Genomic DNA, 24,812 nt, shown 5'->3' with positions numbered 1-24,812 from the left:
ATCAGTGCGGCGAGCCGACCTCGAATTCCGGGGTGGTGTTCAGCACCCGGACGGTGACTTTCTTCTGCTGCCCCGAAAGATCGATCGAGCAGTCGAACGTGGTGCCGTTCTCCACCGGCTGGCCGGAAGGACAGGACACGTTCTTCACGTCCGGCTCCCCGTAGTGCTCGTTGAGCACCCGGACGACACCGTCCTGGACCGACTTCTGGTCGAGCGTGTCACCCGCGAACGCGCCGAGCAGCCAAGCGCCGACGCCACCCGCGATCACGACGGCCGCCGCGATCCCGCCGATCAGCAAGGTCTTCTTGGAAGCCTTGGGCTTCTTCGCCGGCTCTGCCCCGAAAGCGCCGAGCCCGCCGTACTGAGAAGACTGTGTCTGCTGGGCGGGCTGGAACCCTCCGCCGTACTGTCCCTGCGGGGGCGTGCCCGGAACCTGTTGCTGTGCCTGCCAATCCTGCTGCTGCGGCGCGGGCTGCTGCTGTGGTTGCTGCCACGCCGTCCCCGGTGCTGGGGTGCCGCTTTGCTGCCAGGGCCCGGAAAAGGAGCCGGTGACGCCGGGCTGCTGCTGCCACTGTCCCGTGTAGGAACCAGTGGTCGCCGCGTTCGGGTCGTTCTGCTGCCACTGCCCGGCATGCGGTCCGGTGGCCTGGCCTTCCTGCTGCCAGCCCTGCTGCTGGTTCGCGGGATTCGCGGGCGGCTGCCACCACTGCTGCGGCTGCTGTTCGGGGGGCTGGCTCATCGGTGGTCACCTCGGGACTTCGGGAACTTCACGGCGTCGGGACGGAAGGGGGCCATGCCTCAGACGCCCTTCAACTCGCTGAAGCGGCGGTTGAAGTCGTCCTTGGCCGCCTTGTCCGGCAGCACGGTGATCTGCGAGGCGTCGGGCAGCCGTGGCAGGTCCTGCGCACTCGCCTTGCCGGTGAAGCGGAAGTCGTAGCGCAGCTCGATCTTGTGCCCGCCGCCCTCGATCTTGGCGTCCATGACGATCTGGTTCAGCGTCCCGTCCGAGTTGAGGGAGACGGTGGTGCGCACCGGCGCCTTCTTCATCTCGGCCGTGACCGCCCCGCTGATCGACGGCGGCAGGATCTCCACCCGCCGTTCCATGAACTTCCCGAACGGGATGTCGGCGGTCAGCTCGATCCGGTTCTCCGGAAGGCTTTTGGCGCCCTTCACGATCTTCTTGTCCGCGTTGTAGGACACGGCGATCGCGTCGGCCATCTTGCAGGCGGTGATGATCCCGACCCAGGCGCACGGGATCGCCAGCCCGGCCTCCGACTTCGGCATCGAGACCCACGGTGTCGGGGCGAGGCTCTTGTAGACGGGGCCGAGGTACACGTACTCGACGGTCCCGTCGGCGGGCGTGTACCAGTCGATGCTGTCGTCCGGGTTCTTCTGCGAGCGCTGACGGCTGACCCGGCCTTCCGGCGAACCGGTGCGGGCCGAGGAGATCGTGCTGCGGATGTACTTCTCGTCGAACCGGAAGTAGGCGCCCGACTCGCTGGTGACGTCGCGCTGCTGGCCGATGGTGTCCTGGAGCTTGTTCATCGCCGTTTCGAACTTCGTGCCGACGTAGGACGCCGCGTCGTCACCCTTCGGCACGGCGGTGCCCGCCCGCCCCTGGCCGCAGGCGGTGGTGAGCGCCAGCACGGCGCTCAGCACGCACAAGATGGTCGTTGGACGTTTGTTCATCGCCGTTCCCCTGATCGAGTCCCCCGCGCGCGGTGCGCGTCCGGATCGTCTCATCCTCTCCCGCGAAGGACGATGCCGTGGGCGGTTCCGCCACACCGGCGAGGTACAGTTGCGGGGCGCCCGCCGGGCGCCGGTCCTAGTATGGGACCCCGGACCGACCCCCGCTTCGCAGTAGGGTCGGGCGTGGGGGTATCTTCATATGTCGTTGTGCGCTGCGGCGCGTAAGCGCTAGGCCCGCACAGAACCCACACGCAATGTTGACGACGAGGTAGACCCTTGCCCACGTACAGCCCCAAGCCCGGCGACGTCACTCGTGCCTGGCACGTGATCGACGCCGAGGATGTCGTGCTCGGCCGGCTCGCGACCGAGGTCGCCACGCTGCTGCGCGGCAAGCACAAGCCGACCTACGCCCCGCACGTGGACACCGGTGACTTCGTCATCATCGTCAACGCCGAGAAGGTGGCGCTCACCGGTAACAAGCGCGAGCAGAAGTTCGCGTACCGGCACAGCGGTTACCCCGGTGGTCTGCGTAAGCGCTCCTTCGGCGAACTGCTCGACACCAAGCCCGAGCACCTGCTCGAGAAGGTCGTCAAGGGCATGCTCCCGAAGAACAAGCTCGGCCGCGCCCAGGCGAAGAAGCTCAAGGTCTACGCCGGTGCCGAGCACCCGCACGCCGCGCAGCAGCCGCAGGCGCGCGAGATCACCAAGATCGCGCAGGTCGCGCAGTGAGTGAGGAACAGTCTGTGACCAGCACCGAGACCGAGGCCGTCGAGGCTGTCGCGACCACGGAGACCGCTCCGGTCGGCGACGCCGTCGCGACCAGCGAGACCCCCGCCGCCCCGCGCCCGTCGCGTGCCGCCGGTGGCAACGCCCAGACCGTCGGCCGTCGCAAGGAAGCCGTCGTCCGGGTGCGCGTCGTTCCCGGTACCGGTGAGTTCAAGCTCAACGGCCGCACGCTCGAAGAGTACTTCCCGAACAAGGTGCACCAGCAGCTCATCCGTGAGCCGCTGGTGACGGTCGACAAGCCCGACTCGTTCGACATCTTCGCCAACCTGCACGGTGGCGGGATCTCGGGCCAGGCCGGCGCGCTCCGTCTCGCGATCGCCCGTGCGCTCGTCGAGGTCGACGCCGACGACCGCCCGGCCCTGAAGAAGGCCGGCTTCCTGACTCGTGACGCTCGCGCCACGGAGCGGAAGAAGTACGGCCTCAAGAAGGCCCGTAAGGCTCCGCAGTACAGCAAGCGCTGATCGCGCCTCTGGCGCAACCCGCGGAAGCGCCCATCCGTCTCTCGGATGGGCGCTTCCGTGTTTCCGGGGTCCCTCGGTCCCCGCTCGCCCCCAGTCCCACTCGCCCCATGCGCCCCACCCGTGTCACGTTTAGCCCGCTAAAGTCGCGCGCGTCGCGTTTAGCCCGCTAAAGGCGAGACGGGGGTGCGGGTGGGCAGGCAGGGGGACTGGCTAGGTTGTCGTGGTGGTTTTTCAAGGAGGTCGACAGATGGCTCGTCTATTCGGTACCGACGGCGTACGTGGCCTCGCCAACGAGGAGCTGACCCCGGAGCTGGCGCTCTCGCTCGCCGCCAGCGCCGCCCGCGTCCTGGCCGCCCACGACCGTTCGCACCGCCCGGTCGCGGTCGTCGGCCGTGACCCGCGCGCCAGTGGCGAGATGCTCGAGGCCGCCGTCGTGGCGGGCCTCACGTCCGCGGGTGCCGACGTGCTCCGTCTCGGCGTCCTCCCGACGCCCGCCGTCGCGTACCTGGTCGGCGCGCTCGAAGCGGATCTCGGCGTGATGATCTCCGCCTCCCACAACCCCATGCCCGACAACGGCATCAAGCTCTTCGCGGCGGGTGGTCACAAACTGCCCGACGGGATCGAGGACGAGATCGAAGCCGGTCTCGCCGCTCCCGTCACCCGCCCGACCGGCATCGGCGTCGGCCGGGTGAAGGACGTCCCCGACGCGGGTGACCGCTACATCCAGCACCTGCTGTCGGCCACCCCGCACCCGCTCGCGGGCCTGCGCGTCGTCGTCGACTGCGCGAACGGCGCGTCCTCCTTCGCCGCTCCCGAGGTGTACCGCAAGGCCGGTGCCGAGGTCATCGCGATCCACGCCGACCCGGACGGCGTGAACATCAACGAGCACTGTGGGTCGAATCACCCGGAAGCGTTGCGTGCCGCCGTCGTCGAGCATGGCGCCGACCTCGGGATCGCGCACGACGGTGACGCCGACCGCTGTGTCGCGGTCGACGCCTCGGGCGAACTCGTCGACGGCGACCAGATCATGGCCGTCCTCGCGCTCGCCCTCGCCGAGACCGGCGAGCTGACCAAGAACACCCTGGTCGCCACCGTGATGAGCAATCTCGGCCTGCACCTGGCGATGCGCGCGCACGACATCAACCTCGTCACCACCGCCGTCGGCGACCGCTACGTCCTCGAGGAGCTCCGCGCGAGCGGGTTCGCGCTCGGCGGCGAGCAGTCGGGCCACGTCGTCCTTCCCGCCTACGCGACCACCGGCGACGGCCTCCTCACCGCGCTGCGGGTGATGAGCCGCATGGCGTCCACCGGCAAGTCGCTCGCCGACCTCGCCGCCGTCATGAACCGCCTGCCGCAGGTGCTGGTGAACGTCCCGGTGGCGGACAAGGCGGCGGTCGCCGTCTCGGCCGCGGTCCGTGACGCCGTCGGCGCCGTCGAAGCCGAACTCGGCGAAGAAGGCCGTGTCCTGCTGCGCCCGTCGGGCACCGAGCAACTGGTCCGCGTCATGGTCGAGGCCCCCGCGCACGACACCGCACAGGCGGCCGCCGACCGGCTCGCCGGAGTCGTCTCCTCCGCCTCGTAACCCCTCTCACGATCTCTCCAAGTCGCTGCGCTGGGGTTACCGGCCCGGTACATTCCGTGTGCGGATACCTAGGGGAGGGTGACGGTGGCCGGTCAAGGGCACAAGGTCGATCCAGCGCAGCTGAACGAGGCAGCCAAGGTCCTGCAGGACCTGCCCAAGCAGGCTTGCGAAGGGCCGATCGGAGCGGTCGAGCAGATCAACCTGAGCGCCGCGAGTTTCGGCCCGGCGCACGGGGATTGCTTCAGCGGGTACTCCGCGAGCATCCAGCGCCTGGCGAAGTGCGCGCGCAGCTATCTCGCGGCTTCGGACGAGTTCGGCCGCAAACTCGCGGCGTCCAAGGACCTCTACCAGTCCAATGAGGACTCCAACGCCGCCGAGATGAGGAAGCACTGATGCCTCTCGCGGACGTCGGTGGCGACACCGGACACGACATTCCCAGCCGGGCCGAAGTGGAGAAGATCCTCAACGACCCGAACATCGATCGCGACACCAAACGCGAGCTCGCCCTCAACTACATCGACTACATCGAGGACGAGACGCCGGAAAGCTGCGGGTTCGCCAGCGAAGCCGAGCGGAACGGCTTCCGGGACTACATCAAATCGATGAACGGTGACTGGATCACCGAGGGCGACCTCAACTTCAATGACGGTTCCCTGGAAGAGGTCCAGGCGGCTTACAAGACCGCGCACGAGAAGTACGACGCGAACCAGGCCGCGGGGCGACAGGGTGATCGCGACGGCCTGAACCGGGACGCGGCGAAGACCCAGGAGATCGCCGGACGCGCCACCGAGACCGACCCGGGCTGCGCCAATTCGAACGACATCATGGTCCCCGGCCTGTCGGGCTTCAAGGTCTACGAGGTCTTCCATCCGCTCTACGTCCGCGCCGTGAGCCTGTCCAAGGCCGGTGGCGCTGTCGTGGCGATCGAGACCCTGCGAACGGCTTACCACGAGCAGGACAACATCCCGTTCAACCTCTTCAAGGCGAGCGCGGATGAGCTGACCGCGGTCAGCACGGCCATCGCCGGTTCGGCGCAGGACGTCTCCGGAAAGCTGGGTAATTCGCTCGGCACCTGGGAAGGCGCCGCGGCCGAGCAGGCAAGGGCCTACCAGAAGGCCTATTCGGACAAGACCGGTCTGGTCGCCGAGGCGTTCAAAGCCGCGGGTGACGGACTTCTGCGGACCAACGCCTCGGTGGGCAAGTTCTGCCGCGAGAAGGTCGAGTGGCTGCAGAAGTGGTACACCGACAACATTGACGGCGCCACGGCGCAGGACATCGAGCGGATCATCCGCATCGCCGACGGTTCGTGCAGCCAGAACGACATCATCCACTGCATCAAATTCCTGAGCATCGAAGCCAAGGACGCGTTCAACGACGACGCCGGCGACATCGACCAGAGCACCATCGACGAGGTCCTCAAACCTCAAGCGGTGGAATGGCTCGGAAAGGTCTTCGTCGGCTGGTTCGGCAAGCACATCGAGAACTTCCAGCTGGTGTGCAAGAACACGCGTGACGCGATCAACGGCGCGTGGAAGGCGTACTTCGATTCGCTGGGCCAGGTGGTCGAGAATCCGTTCGCGGATCTGGGCAAGACCCCGGAAACGGGCGGCGAGAAACCGGTCGAAAAACCTGTCGAAAAGGGCGGTGGCGGCCCGCCCGCCAGCGGTGGCGGTGGCCCATCGTCCGGTGCTGGTGGCGGCGCTGGGCACATGACGCCGAGCAACACCGTACTCCCGGAACCGGAAAAGCCCGAAGTTCCGGGCCAGGAGAAGAACCCGGTCACGGACAAGCCGCTCGACATCGATCCGGCCACCGGCGAGCCGTATCCGATCGACCCCCGTACGGGTGAGGCGATCAAGACCGGCACCGACGGCGCGCGGCCTGAAACGGTGACGGTCGAACAGGGCGACCGCAAGATCTCCATGGCCGAGCCCGGTGTCGACGGGAAGATGGGCATCTCCGTCCAGGACGGCACCGGCCAGGCCAAGGACTACGACCTCGACTTCGGTGACGGCAAGGCCACGCCGGACGCGGCGGGCGGCCCCGCGCACCGGGACGGGGCCGAGCAGCCTGCCTCGCGTCCACCGGCGACTCCGGGCCCCGATGGCAAGATCCATATCGAAGACGGCGGCCTGAAGATCACCGCGGAACGGCCGAACGGTCCCGACGGGCCGACGCTGGTGACCGTTGACGACGGTTCGGGACAGCCGTCGAAATACACCTTGGGCGAGGACGAATCCGCGGGTGGCCGTCACGCGAGCCCGGACGCCACGCCGCAGGCGGCCGGAAGACACGCCGCGGCGCAGCCTGTCGAAGAGGCGGCTGTTCGCTCGCACGACGGCACGTCCGGTGGGGCCGGCGGCGGAGCACCCGTGCCTGGTCAGCAGGCCGAACCGGTGGAGGCGGCAGGGGACGGCGATTCCGAATCGACGACGGCCCAGTCGCTGAGCGACCCGTTCGAGGGCGGGGACAACGGTCTCGGTGACACGTCGGATCCGGCCGGAACCGGCGGCGGCGCGGCCGCTCCCTCGACGTCGTCCGGGCTCGGTTCCGCTCCGGGAGGGGGCACCCAGGATCCGGCCGCGGCCGGTGCGGGGATGATGGGTGGCATGGGCATGATGGGCGGCGCGGCCGGAGGCGGGCAAGGGGCCGGTGAAGACCAGCAGCGCACGTCCAGCGGATACCGGGTCGACGGCGGCCTGTTCGACACCGCGACGACGACGGGCAGCCGGATCAGCGGTTCGCTCGACGACGACGGCGTCATCGGCTTCCGCTAGGGGAGGGGTCAGTGAATCCTGAGGAGGATCTCGCCAGACTCCGGCACAAGCTGGCCGGGCTGGAGCGCGAGAACGGCGACCGGATGTACCTGGTCGACAACCGGGTGACCAAGGCGATCGAAGACAGCCGGACCGCGGGCGACCAGCTCAAGCAGGAGACCGGCGCGGCACTTGCGGCCCGAAGCGAGCAGAAGCGGCGCGCGGAGGCCGCGGGTGGCTGGGCGACCGAGTCGACGCTCAGCGAGAAGGTCGAGGACGACGGCGACTTCGGGTTCGAGGAGGACGAGACCGAGAACGAGCGCCGCGCCGGGTATCGGACGGCCGAGGAGCCGCCGATCGCGTACCGGCCGCCTGCTCCGGCCGTTCCCGCGCCGCCGCAGCCCCCGCCACCTCCAGCGCCTGTGGCGGAGGAGCGTCCGGCCGGGCGGCACCGGCGGGCGGCCGCCGCGCGGGGCGACGACGACGACTTCGCCAACACCGACTGGCTGGCGACCTGAGCGGTCAGGTTCGCAGCGCCACGATGGCCCGCTCGACGCCGTGGAAGACGGCGTGCGTCTTGTACCGCACCTCCTCGGCGACGTGGTCGGGAGTCAGGATCTCGGCAAGGGCGCGAAGCGCGACTTCGCCCTCGGCGACCGCGACTCGCGAGCCGGGGCAGGTGTGCCTGCCGAGGCCGAAGGCGAGCTCGGCGTCGGGGCCCAGCGGGATGGCCAGTTTGTCCCCGGCCGCGAAGTCCTTGCCCTTCAAGGAGAACGGCGCGGTCACGCGGCGGGCGGCGAAGCGGGTCGGGGCGATTTCGTGGATCAGGCCGCGTACGTCGTCGAGGACGTCCGGGCGGCGTAGGAGTTCGAGACCGGCGAGGGCGAGGAAGTTCATGGAGTTCTCGTACGCCGCGTGGGCGAGCATCACCGGCGTGATCATCAGCTCGTCTTCGGTGATCCGGCCTGCTTCGTGCGCTTCGCGGAGCAGCGCCAGCCCGCCGCCTTCGACAGCCGTCGCTTTGAGGAAGAACATCGCGACCCTGAGCGCGGCGGTGTCGGCCCCGGCGGGCTCGCCCGCCCAGACGTCCAGATTCGCGGCGGTCTCCGAAAGGTTCGTCAGCAGCTTCTCGCCGAGTGGCTCGGCCGTGCCCAGCACCGCCTCCGTCACCCTGGCCGCCACCGGCCTGGCGAAATCGGCGACCAGGTCGAACCGCGCACTCGACTTTAGCGGGCTAATCGTGACGCGGAGGTCTGTGAGCAGGGCATTCGGGAGGGGCTCTACGAGGGCGATGACCTCCTTGACGACCGCGCGGAGCCGCCGGTGGCCGGCGCCGTCCATCAGCAGGAGGTTCGGCGTCTCGGCCGCGGCACCGCCCGGGTTCGAGCTGAGCTCGCGGTCGCGCAGGGCCTTGACGCGGTCCGCCGGATCGTCCAGCACGAAGAAGTCGTCCACGTTCGTATGATGCCCATGCCGCGGCCGGAGGATGTGCCAGTGTCACCAGAAGTGCCCGACGAAGTGTTGCGGACCCCGCTCGTGCGCCGCCTGCTCGAACGCGCCGACGTCGATCGTCCGGCGTACACGCACCTCGACTGCTCGAACCGGCACGAGCCCGTCGAGGACACGCTGACCTGGGCCGAACTGCTCGTCCACGTCCGCGCTGTCGCGGCGAAGCTGCGTGAGGTGATCCAGCCGGGAGACCGCGTGGCGATCACGGCGCGGCAAGACCTCTCTTACGTCGTCGCCTTCTTCGGCGCGCTGTACGCCGGGGCTGTCGCGGTGCCACTGTCCGCACCGGACGTCCGCGCTCACCGCGAGCGGCTCGTCGGGGTCCTCAACGATTGCGACGCCGACATCTGGCTCACGTCGGAGTCCTTGGTCGAGCGGTTGACCGAGTTCGCCAGGGCCGAGGCGGTTCCGGCGCCCCGCGAGATCATCGCCGTCGACACCCTGCCGCTGGATCCGGCCGAACAGTCGCCGCCGTCGCCGGTCTCCCCCGAAGACCCCGCCTACCTGCAGTACACCTCCGGCACGACGCGATCACCCGCCGGCGTGATCATCACGCATCGGGCGTTGTCGGCCGCCTGCTGGCAGATCTGCGACGCCTACGACGTCGACGAGCGCACCACATGCGTCGGCTGGATCCCGTTCTTCCACGACATGGGGCTGGCGCAGTTGCTCGCGGGGACGATGCACTGCGGCGGCCGGACGGTGTTCATCGCGCCGCTGGAGTTCATCCGGCGCCCGGAGCGCTGGCTGCTGCTGATGTCGTCGTATCCGAACACGCTCACCGCGGCCCCGAACTTCGCGTACGACCTGGTGACCGAGGCCGTGCCCGAGCCGAAGCGCGCCGAGTACGACCTCTCGACGGTGTCGATCGCGCTCAGCGGCAGTGAACCGGTCCGGGCGGCGACCGTCCGGGAGTTCCTCGCCGCTTATGAACCCCATGGCTTTCCGAGGGGCGCGTTCCGGCCGTCCTACGGTCTGGCCGAAGCCACGGTCTACGTCGCCAGCGGCGATTCCGGCGGCCCGGTGGTGACCGAGGTGGACGGCCGCGAAATCGTCGAGATCGGCTGGCCCAGGGGGCAGCGGGTCCGCGTCGTGCCCCCGCCGGATCGCGTTTTGCCCGCTAAAGTCGACATGGGCGAGATCTGGGTCAAGGGGCCCAACGTGGCCGCCGGGTATTGGCGCCGTCCGGAGTTGACCGCCGAGGTGTTCGGCGCCGAACTCGACGGGGAAGGCGGCTGGCTCCGCACCGGCGACCTGGGCATGATCCGCGACGGCAGGCTGTCGGTGACCGGCCGGATCAAGGACCTGATCATCATCGACGGCCGCAATCACAGCCCCCACGACATCGAGGAGACGGTCGCCGCCGCGCATCCTCTTCTCGCGCCCGAACGAGTCGCCGCGTTCTCGGTCGACGGTGATGAAGGCGAGGGTGTCGTCGTCGCCGCCGAGCGCGCTCGGAAGGCCCCGGACTTCGACGAAGCCGAGATCGCGCGGGCCGCCACCCGTGCCGTCGCCGAGCGGCACGACGTGCGGCTTCGTGCTTTCTTCCTGGTCAAACCCGGCGGACTGCCGAGGACCTCCAGCGGCAAGGTCGCGCGTTCCGCGGCCAGAACGCGGTACTGGACCGCGGATGGGACAGAATCCCCCCATGGCAGCTGACGGGAGCGAGTACGTCGACGAGATCAAGGCTCTCGTCTGCGAGACCTTCGACGTCGATCCGGACACCATCGACGAGAACACACCCTTCGCCGAGATGGGCGTCGACTCCCGGCGCCGCGTCCGGCTCCTGGCGACGGTCGAGGTGGAGTTCGGCATCGACATCGACCTCGACGAGCTGGATCGCCTGGTCGACATCCGTGGCGCGGCCACCGTGCTCGCCGAGGCGGTCGAGGCGGGTGCGAAACCCCGGAAACGCGGTCTACCAGGCTTCTTGCGCCGAAATCGTTTGAGTTAGCAAAGGTGTGAATGTCCCTGCGGCCCGGATGACCGGTGGGTACATTCTGTGTGCATATGCGATGGCACCTGATGCCGCCGGCGTGCGTCGTAGGTAGGACAACGAGGCGGATACAGCGGGACGAAGGGGGCACCGGTCATGCCGGACGGGGGCTACAAAGCCGATTCAGAGGCGATGCTCACGGCGTCGACGTCGTTGGAGCGCGCAGCTGAGAACACGACGTCCGAGGCGGGGAAGGTGGGGCCGACGCAGGTTCAGCCCGCGGACTTCGGCCGGGTCCACAAGGATTACCAAAAGGGCTACGCCACCGGGATCCTCGCCATTTCCGACGCGATGAAGGGGTACGCGGGCCAGCTCACCCAGCTCGCCGGCGGAGTCAGCACCGCGTCGACCCGCTACACCTCATCCGACCAGGCGAACGCCGCGGCTGCCAACAAGGCGGGAGCCCAGTAATGAGTGAACCGACGCCCGCCCAGGTACGGGAAATCCTGAACGACCCCTACATCACGCAGGGCACCAAAGACGCTTTGCTGAACCCGTTCGTCAACAGGGAAGAGGCTTACAAGAAGGCCGTCGCCGAACGCGACTCGAACGCCGCCGGGGACAAGAAGCAGGCGGCCGCCACGAAACAGGCCGACAAGGATCTCGACTCCATGTCCCGGCCGGCCGCGGGTGGTTCCACCACCAAGTCCGACCAGGTGCTCGACCTCGGAAAGCCGGCGCTGGACTTCTTTTCCGACTGGGCTGAGCAGGTCTGGAACAAGATGCCGGAGAAGTCGTACGAGATCAGCTACAAGACCGACATCTGGGACCGGTTCCACGAGAACCGTGAGATCAATTTCCAGAAGATGTTCGACGAGGTCGAAGATCTCGGCGACGCGAAGAAGGCCGTCGAGCAGACCCAGAAGGACGCGACGGCGGCGCTGACCACGCTCTTCCACGACTGGAAGGGCGAGGGTGCGACAGCCGCGAAGGTCAAGTACGAGCAGCGAATCCAGCCCGACGCGAAGGAACTCATCGCGCAGATGGACGGCGCCATCAAACTGGTGCCGTCGACCATCGACAAGATCTACAGCGCGCTCAAGCTGAAGGTCGACGAAACGCTGAAGCTCCGAGTCGACAAGGTCGCCACGGCGCCGCTGTACATCGCGAAGCAGGTCGTCGAGATCGCGAACGGCAAGGTCGATTCCAAAGAGAAGCTCATGGACGTCGCGTACTGGCTCGACTCCGCGTGCCCGGGCAACAACCTCGCCGAACGGCTGCGTCACGACGATTGCGATCTGAACGACGAGAACAAGGACTATGCGATCGGGGCCGCGAAGCAGTGGCTGAAGGGCTCGTTCGCCACCGAGTTCGGTGAGCGTTTCGAGAACTTCAAGAAGCTCTGCAAGAACGCGACCGAGACGATCAACACGCAGTATCACGAGCTGTCGCGGTTCATGGAGGACTACACGAACCCGTTCCCCGCGCCCGGATCCGAAAAGCCGCCCGCCGACGACGGCAAGGGCAACGACAACGGCGGCGGGAACACCGGCGGCGGTACTGGCGGTGGAAGCGGTACTGGCGGCGGAAGCGGGAGTGGCGGTGGCGCCGGCACGCCGCCCGCCGCGTCGGTTCCCGAAACGCCGAAGCCGGAGGACAAGCCCGCCGAGGGCATGAACCCGGTCACCGGCAAGCCGCTCGAGCTGGACCCCGAGACCGGCAAGCCGTACCCGATCGACCCGGCGACGGGTGAGGCGATCAAGGACGGCATCGACGGTCAGGACACCATGACCGTCCAAAAGGGTGACAACAAGATCGAGATGACCGAGCCGGATAAAGACGGCAAAATGGACATCAAGGTCGACGACGGCAAGGGCAACGAGAAGGACTACAAGCTCGACTTCGACGACCCGAAGGGCGAAGAGGGCAAGGACGGCAAGCCCGGCGAAGAGGGCAAGGACGGCGAGTTCGGGCCGAAGGGCACGGTCAAGGAGGGCGAGCCCGGCCCCGACGGCGTCTACCGGCCCGGCCCGGACGGCAAGATCCACATCCAGGACGGCAACCTCAAGATCACCGCCGAGCAGCCGGACGGCCCGAACGGCCCGACCGTGGTGACCGTCGACGACGGCAAGGGCGAGCCGACCACCTACACCCTCGACGAAAAGGGTGAGAAGAAGGAACTCAAGACCGGCGACGTCCTCGAGACCGACGACATCAAGAACGGCCTCGACGACCGGAACCCCGGCAACCCGCAGCCCGGCAAGGTCGAAGACGTTCGTCCCATGCCCGCCCCCGCCGACGGCGGGATGGCGCCCGGTGGCGGCGGCGGTAGTGGCTTCAGCGCTCCAGGCGGAGTCGAGGTTGGCGTCGGCGCCGAAGGGACCGCTTCGGTGTCCGCGGGGGCCGAAGCGGCCGCGGGCGGCGCGTCGGCTTCCGGCGGCGATGGCACCGTGCCGACCGCGGGAGGCGGCGGCAGCTTCGAAGGCGCGATCGGCAGCCCCCTCGAAGGTGCTTCGTCGGGGTCGCTGAACGAAGCCGGTTCGCTGGAAGCGGGCATGCAGTCCGGAGGCGGCGCGCAGCCGGCCGGGGCCGAGGGCGGTCTCGGGATGGCTCCGGGCGGGATGGACCCGGCGCCCGCGAACGCCGGTGCCGCGAGCTCGCCCGCCGGAATGGGCGGCATGATGGGTGGCATGGGCGCCATGGGCGGCGCGGCCGGTGGTGGCGGGGGTGACACGCAGCGCGGGTCGAGCCAGTACCGCGTCGAAGGCGGCATTTTCGAGACCAGTGGCGCGGGCGGCCGGATCAGCGGCTCGCTCGACGACGAGGGTGGCGACCGTTCGATCAGTTACGAGCGATGATCGGTAGCCGGGGAACGAGGGAGGACCGATGAGCGCTGTTGACCGGCTGGCGGCCGCCATGTCCAGGCAGGACGCCGCCATCACGGAGCAGTTGGAGCAGCGCGGGCTGCGGGAGCGGCATCTCGCCGACGCCAAGGCCCAGGCGGTGGAGACCATGCAGAAGGACGCCGCCGTCCACGACAAGTACGCCGCGCACATGCAGGAGCTGGGGAAGCGGAGCAAGGAGGCGGGCGGCTGGCTGACCGGCAAGACGACCGCCGACCGCAGCCACACGATCGGCTTCGACATCGAGGACGACGACAAGCCGGACGCCCGGTTCGCCGAGTTCGGTGCCCGTCCTGACGCGTCGCGGCCGGTAGCGCCTCCTCCGCCGCCGCCCCCGCTCCCGGTCGCGCCGGGGGTGCCCGGAATGCCGGCGACGGTGGACGTCCCGCCCGCGGCGCCGACGCCCGCTCCCAGCGCCGCGGCGCCCGAAGCGCCTGGCACGCCCGCGCGTCGCCGCGGTCGTCACGCCCGTGACGACAAGGGATTCGACGACGACGACTTCTCGAACAACTCGTGGATGGTCGACTGACCGGCTTCACCCCCGGATCGCGTTTAGCCCGCTAAACGCGATCCGGGCGGGTCAGGCGGCGGGTTCGTCCTGGAGTTCGATGGGGGCGCGTTTGACGTCGGCGTCCAGCAGGGGCTGGTACTTCGCCGTCCCCGTCAGGTGGGTGAGGAAGAACGCGGTGAACAGCGCCCGCGTCAGCTGCTGGGTCCCGCGGTGCGGCTTCCCGTGCAGCAGCAGCTGGCTCCAGTGCCTGCCCTCGGTGACACCGAGGTGCGACGATTTCCCGAGCTTCCGGAGCTGCACCGGCCCGCCCCACGCGTCCGCGATCGCCTCGGCATGTCCGACGGGCGGCGCGACCAGGTCTTCGCCCGCCGCGAGGTGCAGGCCGGGCGCGGTCACCGACCGGGCCGACACCGTCGCCGGCGGCAGCGTCTGCGCGGGGGTGATGGTCGCGACCGCGCGGATCTCGGGTCGCTCGTCGTTCTCGGCGGCCTGCGCGGCGGCCAGCACCGCCGAACCGCCGCCGGTCGAATGCCCGGCCAGGCCGAGTTTCGCCGGGTCGACGCTGATGCCGTCCGGTCCGAGGCGGACGGTCGTGATCAGGTCGAGCGTCGTGAGCAGATCGCCTGCCAGCAGCCGGTGCGAAGGCAGCGGGCCGCGCTGGGTGGCCGGGGCCGCCGCGACGATGCCCCAGCTCGCGAGGTGCCGGAGCAGATGCCGGTAGCTCCCGGTCGGCTGCAACCAGCCGTGCCCGAACGCGATCGCGGGCAGACCGAGTCCCGAACGGGGGGTGAACACGACGCCGGGCAGTCCGACCAGGGCGAGGTTGCCGCGCAGAACCTCGTGCGGACCTGGGTGGGACAGCTCCGCGAGCAGCTGCTTGGGCTTGCTGGCCATGCTCGTGACCTTACTGCCCGCGCTCCCGTCCGGCCCGCGCGCCGCCCCGGCGTTCGCCTTTCGCGGGCTAACTGCGCTGCTTAGCGTGCCTAAGCGTCGCGTTTAGCCCGCTGAACGCAGGTGCGGGCGCCCGGGCGAAGGGGCCGAATTTCCGTCGTTAGGCTGGTGGCCGTGTGTGGAATCGTGGGATACGTCGGACACCGCCCGGCTCTGGACGTCGTCATCGGCGGGCTTCGCCGGATGGAGTACCGCGGCTATGACTCGGCGGGCGTCGCCGTCCTCGACGGCGTCGGTGCGCTGAACGTCGAGCGCAAAGCGGGCCGCCTGGCCAACCTGGAGACCCAGCTCGACACCGTCGGCAGGGACGCCTTCACCGGTACCGCCGGGATGGGTCACACCCGCTGGGCCACCCACGGTGCCCCGGTCGACCGCAACTCGCACCCGCACCGCGACGCCTCCCAGCGCGTCGCCGTCGTGCACAACGGCATCATCGAGAACTTCGCCGCCCTGCGCGCCGAGCTCGAGGCCGAAGGCGTCGAGATGGCGAGCGACACCGACTCCGAGACCGCCGCGCACCTGATCGCCCGCGCGTACACCGAGGGCGACACGAAGGGCGACTTCCCGGCCAGCGTCGCCGCGGTCTGTCGTCGGCTCGAAGGAGCGTTCACCCTGGTCGTGAGCATCGCCGACCAGCCGGACACCATCGTCGCCGCTCGTCGTTCGTCGCCGCTGGTCGTCGGTGTCGGCGAGCGCGAGCACTTCGTCGCCTCCGACGTCGCCGCGTTCATCGAACACACCCGTGAGGCGGTCGAGCTCGGTCAGGACCAGCTCGTCGTGATCACCCGCGACGGTTACGAGGTCACCGACTTCCACGGCGACGCCGCCCAGGCCAAGCCGTTCACCGTCGACTGGGACCTCTCGGCCGCGGAAAAGGGCGGCCACGAGTACTTCATGCTCAAGGAGATCGAGGAGCAGCCGGAGGCGCTGGCGAACACGCTGCGCGGCCACTTCGACGGCGGCCGGATCATCCTCGACGAGCAGCGCATCTCCGACCAGGACCTGCGTGACGTCGACAAGGTCTTCGTCGTCGCCTGTGGTTCCGCGTACCACTCTGGCCTCGTCGCCAAGTACGCCATCGAGCACTGGTGCCGCCTGCCGGTCGAGGTCGAGCTGGCCAGCGAGTTCCGCTACCGCGACCCGGTGCTGGACCGCGCGACGCTGGTCGTCGCCGTATCCCAGTCGGGAGAGACCGCGGACACCCTCGAAGCCGTCCGCCACGCGCGCGAGCAGAAGGCCCGCGTCCTGGCCGTCTGCAACACCAACGGCGCGCAGATCCCGCGTGAGTCCGACGCCGTCCTCTACACGCACGCCGGTCCGGAGATCGGTGTCGCGTCGACGAAGGCCTTCCTCGCGCAGATCGCGGCCAACTACCTGGTCGGCCTGGCGCTCGCGCAGGCCCGCGGCACCAAGTACCCGGACGAGGTCGCCCGTGAGTTCGCCGAACTCGAGGCCATGCCCGCCGCGGTACAGAAGGTCCTGTCCACTGTGGACCAGGTCCGCGATCTCGGCCGCCGGATCGCCGACTCGAAGGCCGTGCTGTTCCTCGGCCGTCACGTCGGTTTCCCGGTCGCCCTCGAAGGCGCGCTGAAGCTCAAGGAACTGGCATACATGCACGCCGAGGGCTTCGCCGCGGGCGAGCTCAAGCACGGCCCGATCGCGCTGATCGAAGAAGGCCTGCCCGTCGTCGTGGTGATGCCCTCGCCCAAGGGACGGGCGGTGCTGCACTCGAAGCTGGTGTCGAACATCAGCGAGATCCAGGCTCGCGGCGCCCGCACGATCGTGATCGCGGAGGAGGGAGACGAGACCGTCCGCCCGTTCGCCGACGAACTGATCGAGATCCCGGCCGTGCCGACGCTGCTGCAGCCGCTGGTCTCCACGGTGCCGCTGCAGGTGCTGGCCGCCGAGATCGCCCGCACGCGCGGGTACGACGTCGACAAGCCGCGTAACCTGGCGAAGTCGGTCACCGTCGAGTAACAGACCGGAGGCGTCGTGCAGGGAATCTGGACCACGGAACGGATTCGCGCGGCGGAGGACCGGCTGCTCGCCGTCACTCCGGACGGCGAGCTCATGCGGCGCGCGGCTTTCGGTCTCGCGGTGCACGCCGCCGACATGCTGGCCGGGCACACAGGTTCGGTGTCCGGGCGTCGCGTGACGCTGCTCGTCGGGTCGGGCAACAACGGCGGTGACGCCTTGTGGGCGGGTGCGTTCCTGCGCCGCCGCAATGTGGCCGTATCGGCGATCCTGCTGAAGCCCGAACGCGCGCACGGCCCGGGTTTGGCCGCTCTGAAGCGATCCGGCGGCAAGGTCGTGTCCCTTGAGGACGGTCCACAGTGGATTCGGCGGGCCGACCTCGTCGTGGATGGGATCGTCGGTATTTCGGCGCGCGGGCCGCTGCGGCCGGATGCCGCGGCGTTGCTGGAGCACGTGAGGTCGCCGGTGCTCGCGGTCGATCTGCCGAGTGGGGTGGACCCGGACACAGGCGCCGTCGACGGCCCGGCGGTCGTGGCGGATCGGACCGTCACCTTCGGCGCGCTCAAGCCGGTGCACGCCCTCGCACCCGCTTCCTGCGGCGAGGTCTCGCTGGTGGAAATCGGACTGCGGCTAACCGATCCCGATCTGCAGCGACTCGATACGGCGGACGTCGCCGCCGCGTGGCCGATGCCCGGTCCGGCCGACGACAAGTACAGCCAGGGCGTGGTCGGGGTGGCCGCCGGATCGGCGACGTATCCGGGGGCGGCCGTGCTCGCGGCCGGTGCGGCGGTGCGGGCTACTTCCGGGCTGGTGCGGTACGCCGGCCATGCCGCGGACGTGGTGCGCGGGCAGTGGCCCGAGATCATCGCGACGGGTTCGGTGACCGACGCGGGCCGGGTCCAGGCGTGGGTCGTCGGGCCGGGTATCGGCACGGGGAACGAGGGGCGGGACGTGCTGCGGTTCGTGCTCGGCCGCGGCGTGCCGGTGTGCGCGGACGCCGACGCGACGACGATCATCGCGCGTTCGCCCGACGTGCTGGACGCGCGCGATCCGGACACGCCGCTCGTGCTGACCCCGCACGCGGGGGAGTTCGAACGGCTGATGGGGGCGCCGCCGGGGGCGGACCGGGTCGCGGCGGCGCGTTCGGCCGCGCGGAAGTACGACGCCGTCGTGCTCTTGAAGGGGCATTGCACGGTGGTCGCGGCGCCGGACGGGCGTGCGCTGGTGAACACGCCGCGGGGGTCGTGGCTCGCGACGGCCGGTTCGGGGGACGTGCTGTCCGGTCTGGTCGGCGCGTTGCTCGCTTCGGGGCTCGACCCGTGGCTGGCGGCCGGCGCGGCCGCGCACGTGCATTCCCTCGCCGGATCCCTCGCCGCCGACGGCGCTCCCACCTCGGCTTCCGGCATCCTCGCGGCGGTCCCGGACGCCATCCGTCGGTCCGCTCGCTGACCTCCTGACCAGAGCCCCGACCTGCGTTTAGCCCCCTAATCGCGCTCTGAGGGCGGGTGCCCTCAGAGCGCGATTAGGGGGCTAAACGCAGGTCCGTGGGCCGGAGGGGAAGGTGGCAAGAAATGCGAGAGTTATCGAGTTACGTGTTAACTCCGGGCGAATAATCTGGTAAGAAGCAGGTGTGAGCGCCGACACCCACCCCGCCGAGACCGCGATGGTCCGGGTCGTGAACGGTGTCGCCCATGTCTAAGACCAGGCCATCGGACGCCGCGGTCGAGCAACGACGCCAGGAGATCCTCGACCACGTCATCGCCACCGGCGAGGTCCGCATCGACGACCTCACCGCCCGCTTCGGCGTCAGCCTGATGACGATGCACCGCGACCTCGACGACCTCGCCGAGCGCCGCCTCCTCCGCAAACTCCGCGGCAAGGTCGAGGCCTACCCCGCGACGACCATGGAGTCCGCAGCCCGCTTCCGCGACACCTTTAACCAGGCCACGAAGGACGCGCTGGGCGAAGCCGCCGCGGCGTACGTCCACTCCGGTCAGACGGTCTTCGTCGACGACTCGACGACGCTCTTCCCGCTCGTCCGCCGTCTCGGCCAGGTCGAAGACCTCACCGTCCTCACCAACTCGCTCGAAGCCGCCCGCATCCTCGGCCCGGCCAAGAGCGTCGAGGTCGTACTGGCGGGCGGCCGCTACCACCACGAGTTCGACTCGTGCGCCGGCCCGGACGTCGTCGCGTTCCTCGACCGCACGCACGCCGACATCGCGTTCGTCTCGGTCGCCGCGGTCGCGGTCGGCCGCCTGTTCCACCCTGTCCAGGACTACGCCGAGCTCAAGAAGGCCGCGCTGCGCACCGCCGACCGCAACGTCCTGGTCGTCGACAACTCCAAGTTCGGCCGCACCGCCACCTACGCGTACGGCGACATCGGTGACTACGACCTCCTGATCACCGACGAAGAGGCGCCGACCGAGGAGATCGAGGCGGCGCTGACCGCGGGAACCGCCATCGAGCAGGTCGAGTGCGCACCGGAGGGCCCGGAATATGAGTTCTGAACTGGTCGCCGGAATCGACTCGTCGACCCAGTCGACGAAGGTCGTCGTCTGCGACGCGAACACCGGTGAGATCGTCCGCACCGGCCGCGCCTCGCATCCCGACGGCACGGAGGTCGCCCCCGCCGCCTGGTGGGACGCGTTCCGCGAGGCCACGGACGGCCTGCTCGACGGCGTCGGCGCCATCGGCATCGGCGGTCAGCAGCACGGCATGGTCACCCTCGACGAGGCGGGCGAGGTCGTCCGGCCCGCGTTGCTGTGGAACGACACCCGGTCCGCGAAGGCGGCCGAAGACCTCAGCGGCGAGCTCGGTCCGGAGAGCTGGGCGAAGTCCGTCGGCTCGGTGCCGGTCGCCAGCTTCACCGTCACGAAGCTGCGCTGGATGGCGGAGAACGAGCCGGCGCTGGCCGATCGCGTCGCCCGCGTTCTGCTCCCGCACGACTGGCTGACCTGGCGGTTGCTGGGCTCCGGCGCCGAGCCGGTCACCGATCGCGGCGACGCTTCCGGCACCGGTTACTTCTCGCCCGCCACCGGCGAATACCGCCAAGACCTCCTCGCGCACGCCTTCGGCGGCCGCACGCCCGAACTGCCCAAGGTCATCGGTCCCGCCGAAGCCGCGGGTCGCACTCCGGACGGGATCCTGGTCTCGGCCGGAACCGGCGACAACATGGCCGCCGCCTTCGGTCTCGAACTCGTCCCCGGCGACGTCGTCGTCTCGCTGGGCACCAGCGGCACCGTCTTCGGCGTCTCCGAAACCGCGAGCGCCGACCCCTCCGGCATCGTCGCGGGATTCGCCGACGCCACCGGTCGCTTCCTCCCGCTGGCCTGCACCCTCAACGCGGCCCGCGTGCTCACGGCCACGTCCGCGATGCTCGGCGTCGAACTCGCGGAGTTCGACAAGCTGGCGCTGACGGCCGGGCCCGGTTCCGGTGGCCTCACCTTCCTGCCGTACCTCGACGGTGAGCGGACGCCGAACCTCCCGGACGCCAACGGCACGCTGTTCGGCCTGACTCGCGCGAACATGACGCCCGAGAACCTCGCCCGCGCCGCCGTCGAAGGCATGCTGTGCGGTCTCGCCGCCGGTCTCGACGCCCTGCGCGAGCAGGGACTCGAAGTCCGCCGCGTGCTCCTGATCGGTGGTGGCGCGCAGTCGGCCGCCGTCCGCGCGGTCGCGCCGATCGTGTTCGGCGTGCCCGTCGTCATCCCCGAAGTCGCCGAGTACGTCGCGGTCGGTGCCGCACGGCAGGCGGCGTGGGCCCTCGCTTCCAGCACGGAACCTCCCCGCTGGCAGGAACAGCACGGCTACACCCCACTCGAGCCGACCGAGGCGGACAGCGCCGAGGGGCGCCGGATCCGGCGACGGCATCTCGAAGCCCGCGAACTCGGGCACGGCATTTCCGCGAAACCGAAAGAGGACTGAACCGATGGCCACGATCACCTACGACAAGGCGACCCGGCGCTACGCGGGCTCCGAGCGGCCCGCCGTGGACGCACTCGACCTCGAGATCGCCGACGGCGAGTTCCTCGTGCTGGTCGGGCCTTCCGGCTGTGGCAAGTCCACCAGCCTGCGGATGCTCGCCGGCCTCGAGGACATCGACGAAGGCGCCGTGTGGATCGGCGACCGCGACGTCACGCAGCTGCCGCCGCGCGCCCGCGACATCGCGATGGTGTTCCAGAACTACGCGCTGTACCCGCATATGACCGTGGGCCAGAACATGGGCTTCGCGCTGAAGATCGCTGGCCGTCCGGCGTCGGAGATCAAGCAGAAGGTGCTCGACGCGGCCAAGCTGCTCGACATCGAGCAGTACCTCGACCGCAAGCCGAAAGCGCTCTCCGGTGGTCAGCGCCAGCGTGTCGCGATGGGCCGCGCCATCGTGCGTGAGCCGCAGGTCTTCCTCATGGACGAGCCGCTGTCGAACCTCGACGCGAAGCTGCGTGTCTCCACCCGTACGCAGATCGCCGCGCTGCAGCGCCGCCTCGGCGTCACCACCGTGTACGTCACGCACGACCAGGTCGAGGCCATGACGATGGGTGACCGGGTCGCGGTCCTTTCGGACGGTCTCCTGCAGCAGTGCGACACCCCGCGTGCCTTGTACGACCGGCCCGCAAACGCTTTCGTCGCCGGGTTCATCGGCTCGCCCGCGATGAACCTCGTCACCGCGAAGCTCACCGAAGACGGTGCCGAGCTGGGTGGCGCGCGGGTGCCGCTGACGCGTGAGATCCTCGCCAAGGCCGACGGCGACACGGTCACCCTCGGCTTCCGCCCGGAGTCGCTCGAGGTGACCACCAGCGAGGACGGCACCGTGCCGGTCAAGGTCGACCTCGTCGAGGAACTCGGATCGGACGCGTACGTGTACGGCAAGCTGGCCGAGACCGACGCCGAAGGCACGAAGTCGAACGTCGTCACCCGTGTCGACCCGCGCAAGCCGCCGGCCATGGGTGACACCCTGCACCTGCGGATCCGTCCCGACGAGCTGCACGTGTTCTCCGCCACCGACGGGGCGCGCCTGTCCTGAGCCGGTTCGTGGGAAACTGGTGGTCGTTATGACCGCCAGTTTCCCGCGTGCCGAGGTCGTCATCGACCTGTCCGCCATCCGGCACAACGTCGCCCTGCTCGCATCCCGCGCTCCCTCGGCCCAGACCATGGCCGTGGTCAAGGCGGACGGCTACGGGCACGGAGCCCTCGAGGTCGCCCGTGCCGCCGTCGAGGGTGGGGCCACCTGGCTGGGCACCTGCTCTCTCGGCGAGGCGCTCGCGCTGCGCCGGGCGGGGATCGGTGTTCGCCTCTTCAGCTGGCTCGACACTCCCGAAGCCGACTTCGCGCCCGCGGTCGCCGAAGACATCGACGTCGCCGTCAGCTCCCTCGACGAGCTGGCCCGCGTGGCCGATGGCGCGCGCCGGGCACGCGACTTTAGCCCCCTAAACGCGATCTGCCGGGTGCACCTCAAGATCGACACCGGGCTGTCCCGAAACGGCTGCCCACCTGCGGAATGGCCGGCGCTGGTCAAGGCCGCGGCGGCCGCCAAGCCGCTCATCGACGTCGTCGCGATCTGGTCGCATCTCGCCTGCGCCGACGAGCCCGGCCACCCCTCCATCGACGCGCAGGCGAAGCGGTTCGACGAGGCCTACGACATCGCTCGCGCCGCCGGCCTGGACCCCATGCGGCATATCGCGAACTCCGCCGCCGTGCTGACCAGGCCCGACCTGCACTTCGACCTCGTGCGCCCCGGGATCGCGATCTACGGGCTGAACCCGGTGCCGACCGGCGACGATCTGCGCCCGGCGATGACCTTCAAATCGTCCGTCGTGCTCACGAAGCGGATCCCGGCCGGCGAATCGGTCTCGTACGGCCACAGCTGGACGGCCGAACGCGACACCACGCTCGCGCTGGTTCCCGTCGGATACGCCGACGGCGTGCCGCGGTCGCTGTCCGGGCGGATGGACGTCCTGCTCGCAGGGAAGCGGCGGCCGGTCGTCGGCCGCGTCTGCATGGACCAGCTCATCGTCGACTGCGGAGACGACGAGTCGTCCATCGGCAGCGAAGTGATCCTCTTCGGCCAAGGCGCTTCCGGCGAGCCGACGGCCCGGGAATGGGCCGACAAGCTGGGGACGATCGACTACGAGATCGTGACTTCGATGTACCGCCCGCGTATCCACCGGACGTATCTGGAGGCAGGCTCGTGACACCTTCACGAAGACTGCTGGCCATCGTCGGCGGTGTCGGGGCGGTGGCCACCGGCACCGCCGCCGCGATCGCCGTCGCCGCACAGCAGCGGCGGCAGAGTGAGGATCCGTTCGTGGACGAGCCGTTGGGGGATCTCGCACCGGCTCGGACATCGACAGTGGCGGCGGAGGACGGCACGCCGCTCGCGGTCGAGGAGATCGATCCGGCCGATGGAGGAGAACCGGAGCTGACCGTCGTCGGCGTGCACGGTTTCGCGTTGTCGAAGCGCTGCTGGCACTTCCAGCGGCGAGACCTCGCGTCGCTGAAGCTGCCGCGCGTGCGACAGGTGTACTTCGACCATCGCGGGCACGGGCAATCCGGCGCCGCGACCGCCGAGACCAGCACCATCGAGCAGCTGGCGCGCGACCTCGACATGGTCCTTCGCTCGGTGGTGCCGGAGGGGCCCATCGTGCTCATGGGGCACTCGATGGGCGGCATGGTGATCATGGAGCTCGCCTCGGAGCATCCCGAGCTGTTCGACGACCGTGTCTGCGGAGTCGCGTTCATCGCGACCGCGGCGGGTGAAGTCGGCGCTCGGGGACTGCCGAGATCACTGCTCTCGAAGTACAACCCGCTCACACGAGGCGTCGGCGGGCTGGCTGGCTGGCAGCCGGGGCTCGTCGAGTTCGTGCGCGCGGCGGGTGGGCAGCTGACCCGGCAGGCCGTGCGCAGGCTGGCGTTCGGCAGCCGTGACGTGTCGCCGCGACTCGTCGACTTCATGCTGGAAATGCTCGAAGTCACGCCGGTGCGCGGGCTCGTGAACTTCGTCGACACGCTCGGCAGCCACAACCGGTACGCCGCGCTCGCCGGGTTGAAGCACGCGCACGTGCTGGTCGTCGGCGGGGATTCCGACCGGTTCACGCCGATCGCGCACGCCGAGCGGATCGCGGCGGAGCTGCCGGACGCGGAGCTGGTGCGCGTCCGCGGCGCGGGGCACATGGTGCAGCTGGAACAACCCGAACTGGTGAACAGCCACCTGATCGACTTGGTGCAACGATGCACGGGCACCGATGGTGAGACTTCCGAACGGCGGACCTGGTGGTGGCAACGCTGATGAATTTCGCTTTCCCGACTCCCGAGTCGACGATGGACTTCGGGCGTGAGCTCGGACGCTCGCTGCGCGCGGGCGATCTGGTGCTGCTCGCCGGGCCGCTCGGGGCGGGCAAGACGACGCTGACCCGCGGGATCGCGGACGGTCTCGGGGTCGGAGGGCGGGTCAGCTCGCCGACGTTCGTACTGGCCAGGGTGCATCCGGCGGGGGCTTCCGGGGTCGCGCTGGTACACGTGGACGCGTACCGGCTCGGTGGGGATCTCTCGCAGCTGGACGACCTGGACCTCGACACCGAACTGGAGCGATCCGCGCTGGTCGTCGAATGGGGCGAAGGGTCCGCTGAACGCCTGTCGGACGACTACCTCGTCGTGCGGCTTGAGCGCCGTGAGGACGATGTCCGCTTGGTCACCCTGGAGCCGCACGGCACCTGGACGTCCCGCACGCCAGACCTGCGTTTAGCGGGCTAATCGCGATC

Annotated in this window: 23 protein-coding genes; 19 read left to right on the top strand and 4 right to left on the bottom strand. The window is 69.5% G+C overall.

Annotated features, from left to right (window positions below; all coding sequences use genetic code 11):
- Nucleotide 1 precedes the first annotated feature (1 nt).
- Nucleotides 2-739: a DUF4333 domain-containing protein gene (locus AC069H_RS24890; RefSeq protein ID WP_478233980.1), complete on the bottom strand. Its 738-nt coding sequence runs from the start codon at nucleotides 737-739 to the stop codon at nucleotides 2-4.
- Nucleotides 740-798: 59 nt separating this feature from the next.
- On the bottom strand, nucleotides 799-1,689 hold the full coding sequence (locus tag AC069H_RS24885; RefSeq protein ID WP_465428999.1) for a hypothetical protein: 891 nt from the start codon (nucleotides 1,687-1,689) through the stop codon (nucleotides 799-801).
- 276 nt (nucleotides 1,690-1,965) lie between these two features.
- Here AC069H_RS24885 and rplM point away from each other — a divergent pair, with 276 nt between their 5' ends.
- The 6 genes from rplM to AC069H_RS24855 all read left to right on the top strand — a co-directional run bounded on the left by rplM (nucleotide 1,966) and on the right by AC069H_RS24855 (nucleotide 7,792).
- Nucleotides 1,966-2,418: a 50S ribosomal protein L13 gene (rplM, locus tag AC069H_RS24880; protein ID WP_005166833.1), complete on the top strand. Its 453-nt coding sequence runs from the start codon at nucleotides 1,966-1,968 to the stop codon at nucleotides 2,416-2,418.
- 14 nt (nucleotides 2,419-2,432) lie between these two features.
- A complete protein-coding gene (gene rpsI, locus AC069H_RS24875) occupies nucleotides 2,433-2,936 on the top strand; it encodes a 30S ribosomal protein S9 (RefSeq protein WP_034304312.1) in 504 nt (167 codons plus the stop codon).
- A 247-nt stretch (nucleotides 2,937-3,183) separates the two neighbouring features.
- Nucleotides 3,184-4,518 carry a phosphoglucosamine mutase gene (gene glmM, locus AC069H_RS24870; RefSeq protein ID WP_340684742.1) on the top strand — a complete coding sequence of 445 codons (1,335 nt, stop codon included), beginning with the start codon at nucleotides 3,184-3,186 and terminating at the stop codon, nucleotides 4,516-4,518.
- A 78-nt stretch (nucleotides 4,519-4,596) separates the two neighbouring features.
- Entirely contained in the window at nucleotides 4,597-4,911 is a 315-nt protein-coding gene (locus AC069H_RS24865) for a type VII secretion target (RefSeq protein WP_233621676.1), read from the top strand.
- Nucleotides 4,911-7,295 carry a hypothetical protein gene (locus AC069H_RS24860; protein ID WP_478233979.1) on the top strand — a complete coding sequence of 795 codons (2,385 nt, stop codon included), beginning with the start codon at nucleotides 4,911-4,913 and terminating at the stop codon, nucleotides 7,293-7,295. The genes AC069H_RS24865 and AC069H_RS24860 overlap by 1 nt, the downstream gene beginning before the upstream one ends.
- A gap of 11 nt (nucleotides 7,296-7,306) precedes the next feature.
- A complete protein-coding gene (locus AC069H_RS24855) occupies nucleotides 7,307-7,792 on the top strand; it encodes a hypothetical protein (RefSeq protein WP_478233978.1) in 486 nt (161 codons plus the stop codon).
- Nucleotides 7,793-7,796: 4 nt separating this feature from the next.
- On the opposite strand, the gene AC069H_RS24850 is transcribed toward AC069H_RS24855, so the two are convergent.
- Complete coding sequence (locus AC069H_RS24850; RefSeq protein WP_478233977.1) at nucleotides 7,797-8,729, bottom strand: cytochrome P450 family protein; 933 nt, start codon at nucleotides 8,727-8,729, stop codon at nucleotides 7,797-7,799.
- Nucleotides 8,730-8,744: 15 nt separating this feature from the next.
- On the opposite strand from AC069H_RS24850, the gene AC069H_RS24845 reads away from it, so the two are divergent.
- From AC069H_RS24845 to AC069H_RS24825, 5 genes are all read left to right on the top strand, one after another.
- On the top strand, nucleotides 8,745-10,442 hold the full coding sequence (locus tag AC069H_RS24845) for a fatty acyl-AMP ligase (RefSeq protein ID WP_478233976.1): 1,698 nt from the start codon (nucleotides 8,745-8,747) through the stop codon (nucleotides 10,440-10,442).
- Complete coding sequence (locus AC069H_RS24840; protein WP_020633351.1) at nucleotides 10,432-10,737, top strand: acyl carrier protein; 306 nt, start codon at nucleotides 10,432-10,434, stop codon at nucleotides 10,735-10,737. Before AC069H_RS24845 ends, AC069H_RS24840 begins: the two co-directional genes overlap by 11 nt.
- 138 nt (nucleotides 10,738-10,875) lie before the next feature.
- Nucleotides 10,876-11,190 carry a hypothetical protein gene (locus AC069H_RS24835; RefSeq protein WP_276366451.1) on the top strand — a complete coding sequence of 105 codons (315 nt, stop codon included), beginning with the start codon at nucleotides 10,876-10,878 and terminating at the stop codon, nucleotides 11,188-11,190.
- The gene (locus tag AC069H_RS24830; protein WP_478233975.1) at nucleotides 11,190-13,577 is read left to right on the top strand and encodes a hypothetical protein; all 2,388 of its coding nucleotides are present in this window, start codon (nucleotides 11,190-11,192) and stop codon (nucleotides 13,575-13,577) included. The genes AC069H_RS24835 and AC069H_RS24830 overlap by 1 nt, the downstream gene beginning before the upstream one ends.
- A gap of 28 nt (nucleotides 13,578-13,605) precedes the next feature.
- Complete coding sequence (locus tag AC069H_RS24825) at nucleotides 13,606-14,151, top strand: hypothetical protein (RefSeq protein ID WP_478224988.1); 546 nt, start codon at nucleotides 13,606-13,608, stop codon at nucleotides 14,149-14,151.
- 51 nt (nucleotides 14,152-14,202) lie between these two features.
- Here the strand turns inward: AC069H_RS24825 and AC069H_RS24820 are convergent, their stop codons facing one another.
- Nucleotides 14,203-15,027, bottom strand: a complete 825-nt coding sequence (locus tag AC069H_RS24820) for a dienelactone hydrolase family protein (RefSeq protein ID WP_478224989.1) — start codon at nucleotides 15,025-15,027, stop codon at nucleotides 14,203-14,205.
- A 171-nt stretch (nucleotides 15,028-15,198) separates the two neighbouring features.
- Between AC069H_RS24820 and glmS the strand changes: the two genes are divergently transcribed.
- From glmS to tsaE, 8 genes are all read left to right on the top strand, one after another.
- Entirely contained in the window at nucleotides 15,199-17,061 is a 1,863-nt protein-coding gene (gene glmS, locus AC069H_RS24815) for a glutamine--fructose-6-phosphate transaminase (isomerizing) (protein WP_478233974.1), read from the top strand.
- 15 nt (nucleotides 17,062-17,076) lie between these two features.
- Entirely contained in the window at nucleotides 17,077-18,507 is a 1,431-nt protein-coding gene (locus tag AC069H_RS24810) for an NAD(P)H-hydrate dehydratase (RefSeq protein ID WP_478233973.1), read from the top strand.
- Between the two features lie 242 nt (nucleotides 18,508-18,749).
- Complete coding sequence (locus tag AC069H_RS24805) at nucleotides 18,750-19,565, top strand: DeoR/GlpR family DNA-binding transcription regulator (protein ID WP_478233972.1); 816 nt, start codon at nucleotides 18,750-18,752, stop codon at nucleotides 19,563-19,565.
- Nucleotides 19,555-20,982, top strand: coding sequence for a xylulokinase (gene xylB / locus AC069H_RS24800; protein WP_478233971.1), 1,428 nt, complete (start codon nucleotides 19,555-19,557; stop codon nucleotides 20,980-20,982). The genes AC069H_RS24805 and xylB overlap by 11 nt, the downstream gene beginning before the upstream one ends.
- 4 nt (nucleotides 20,983-20,986) lie before the next feature.
- Nucleotides 20,987-22,078, top strand: coding sequence for an ABC transporter ATP-binding protein (locus AC069H_RS24795; RefSeq protein WP_034304347.1), 1,092 nt, complete (start codon nucleotides 20,987-20,989; stop codon nucleotides 22,076-22,078).
- Nucleotides 22,079-22,106: 28 nt separating this feature from the next.
- Nucleotides 22,107-23,246, top strand: a complete 1,140-nt coding sequence (gene alr, locus AC069H_RS24790; protein ID WP_478233970.1) for an alanine racemase — start codon at nucleotides 22,107-22,109, stop codon at nucleotides 23,244-23,246.
- A complete protein-coding gene (locus AC069H_RS24785) occupies nucleotides 23,243-24,340 on the top strand; it encodes an alpha/beta fold hydrolase (RefSeq protein ID WP_478233969.1) in 1,098 nt (365 codons plus the stop codon). Before alr ends, AC069H_RS24785 begins: the two co-directional genes overlap by 4 nt.
- A complete protein-coding gene (gene tsaE / locus AC069H_RS24780; protein WP_478224994.1) occupies nucleotides 24,340-24,804 on the top strand; it encodes a tRNA (adenosine(37)-N6)-threonylcarbamoyltransferase complex ATPase subunit type 1 TsaE in 465 nt (154 codons plus the stop codon). The genes AC069H_RS24785 and tsaE overlap by 1 nt, the downstream gene beginning before the upstream one ends.
- Nucleotides 24,805-24,812: the final 8 nt, after the last annotated feature.

Source organism: Amycolatopsis sp. NPDC043887 (genome assembly GCF_056435665.1).
The sequence above is the reverse complement of the archived record's forward strand: the minus strand, read 5'-3'. Positions and strand labels throughout refer to the sequence as shown.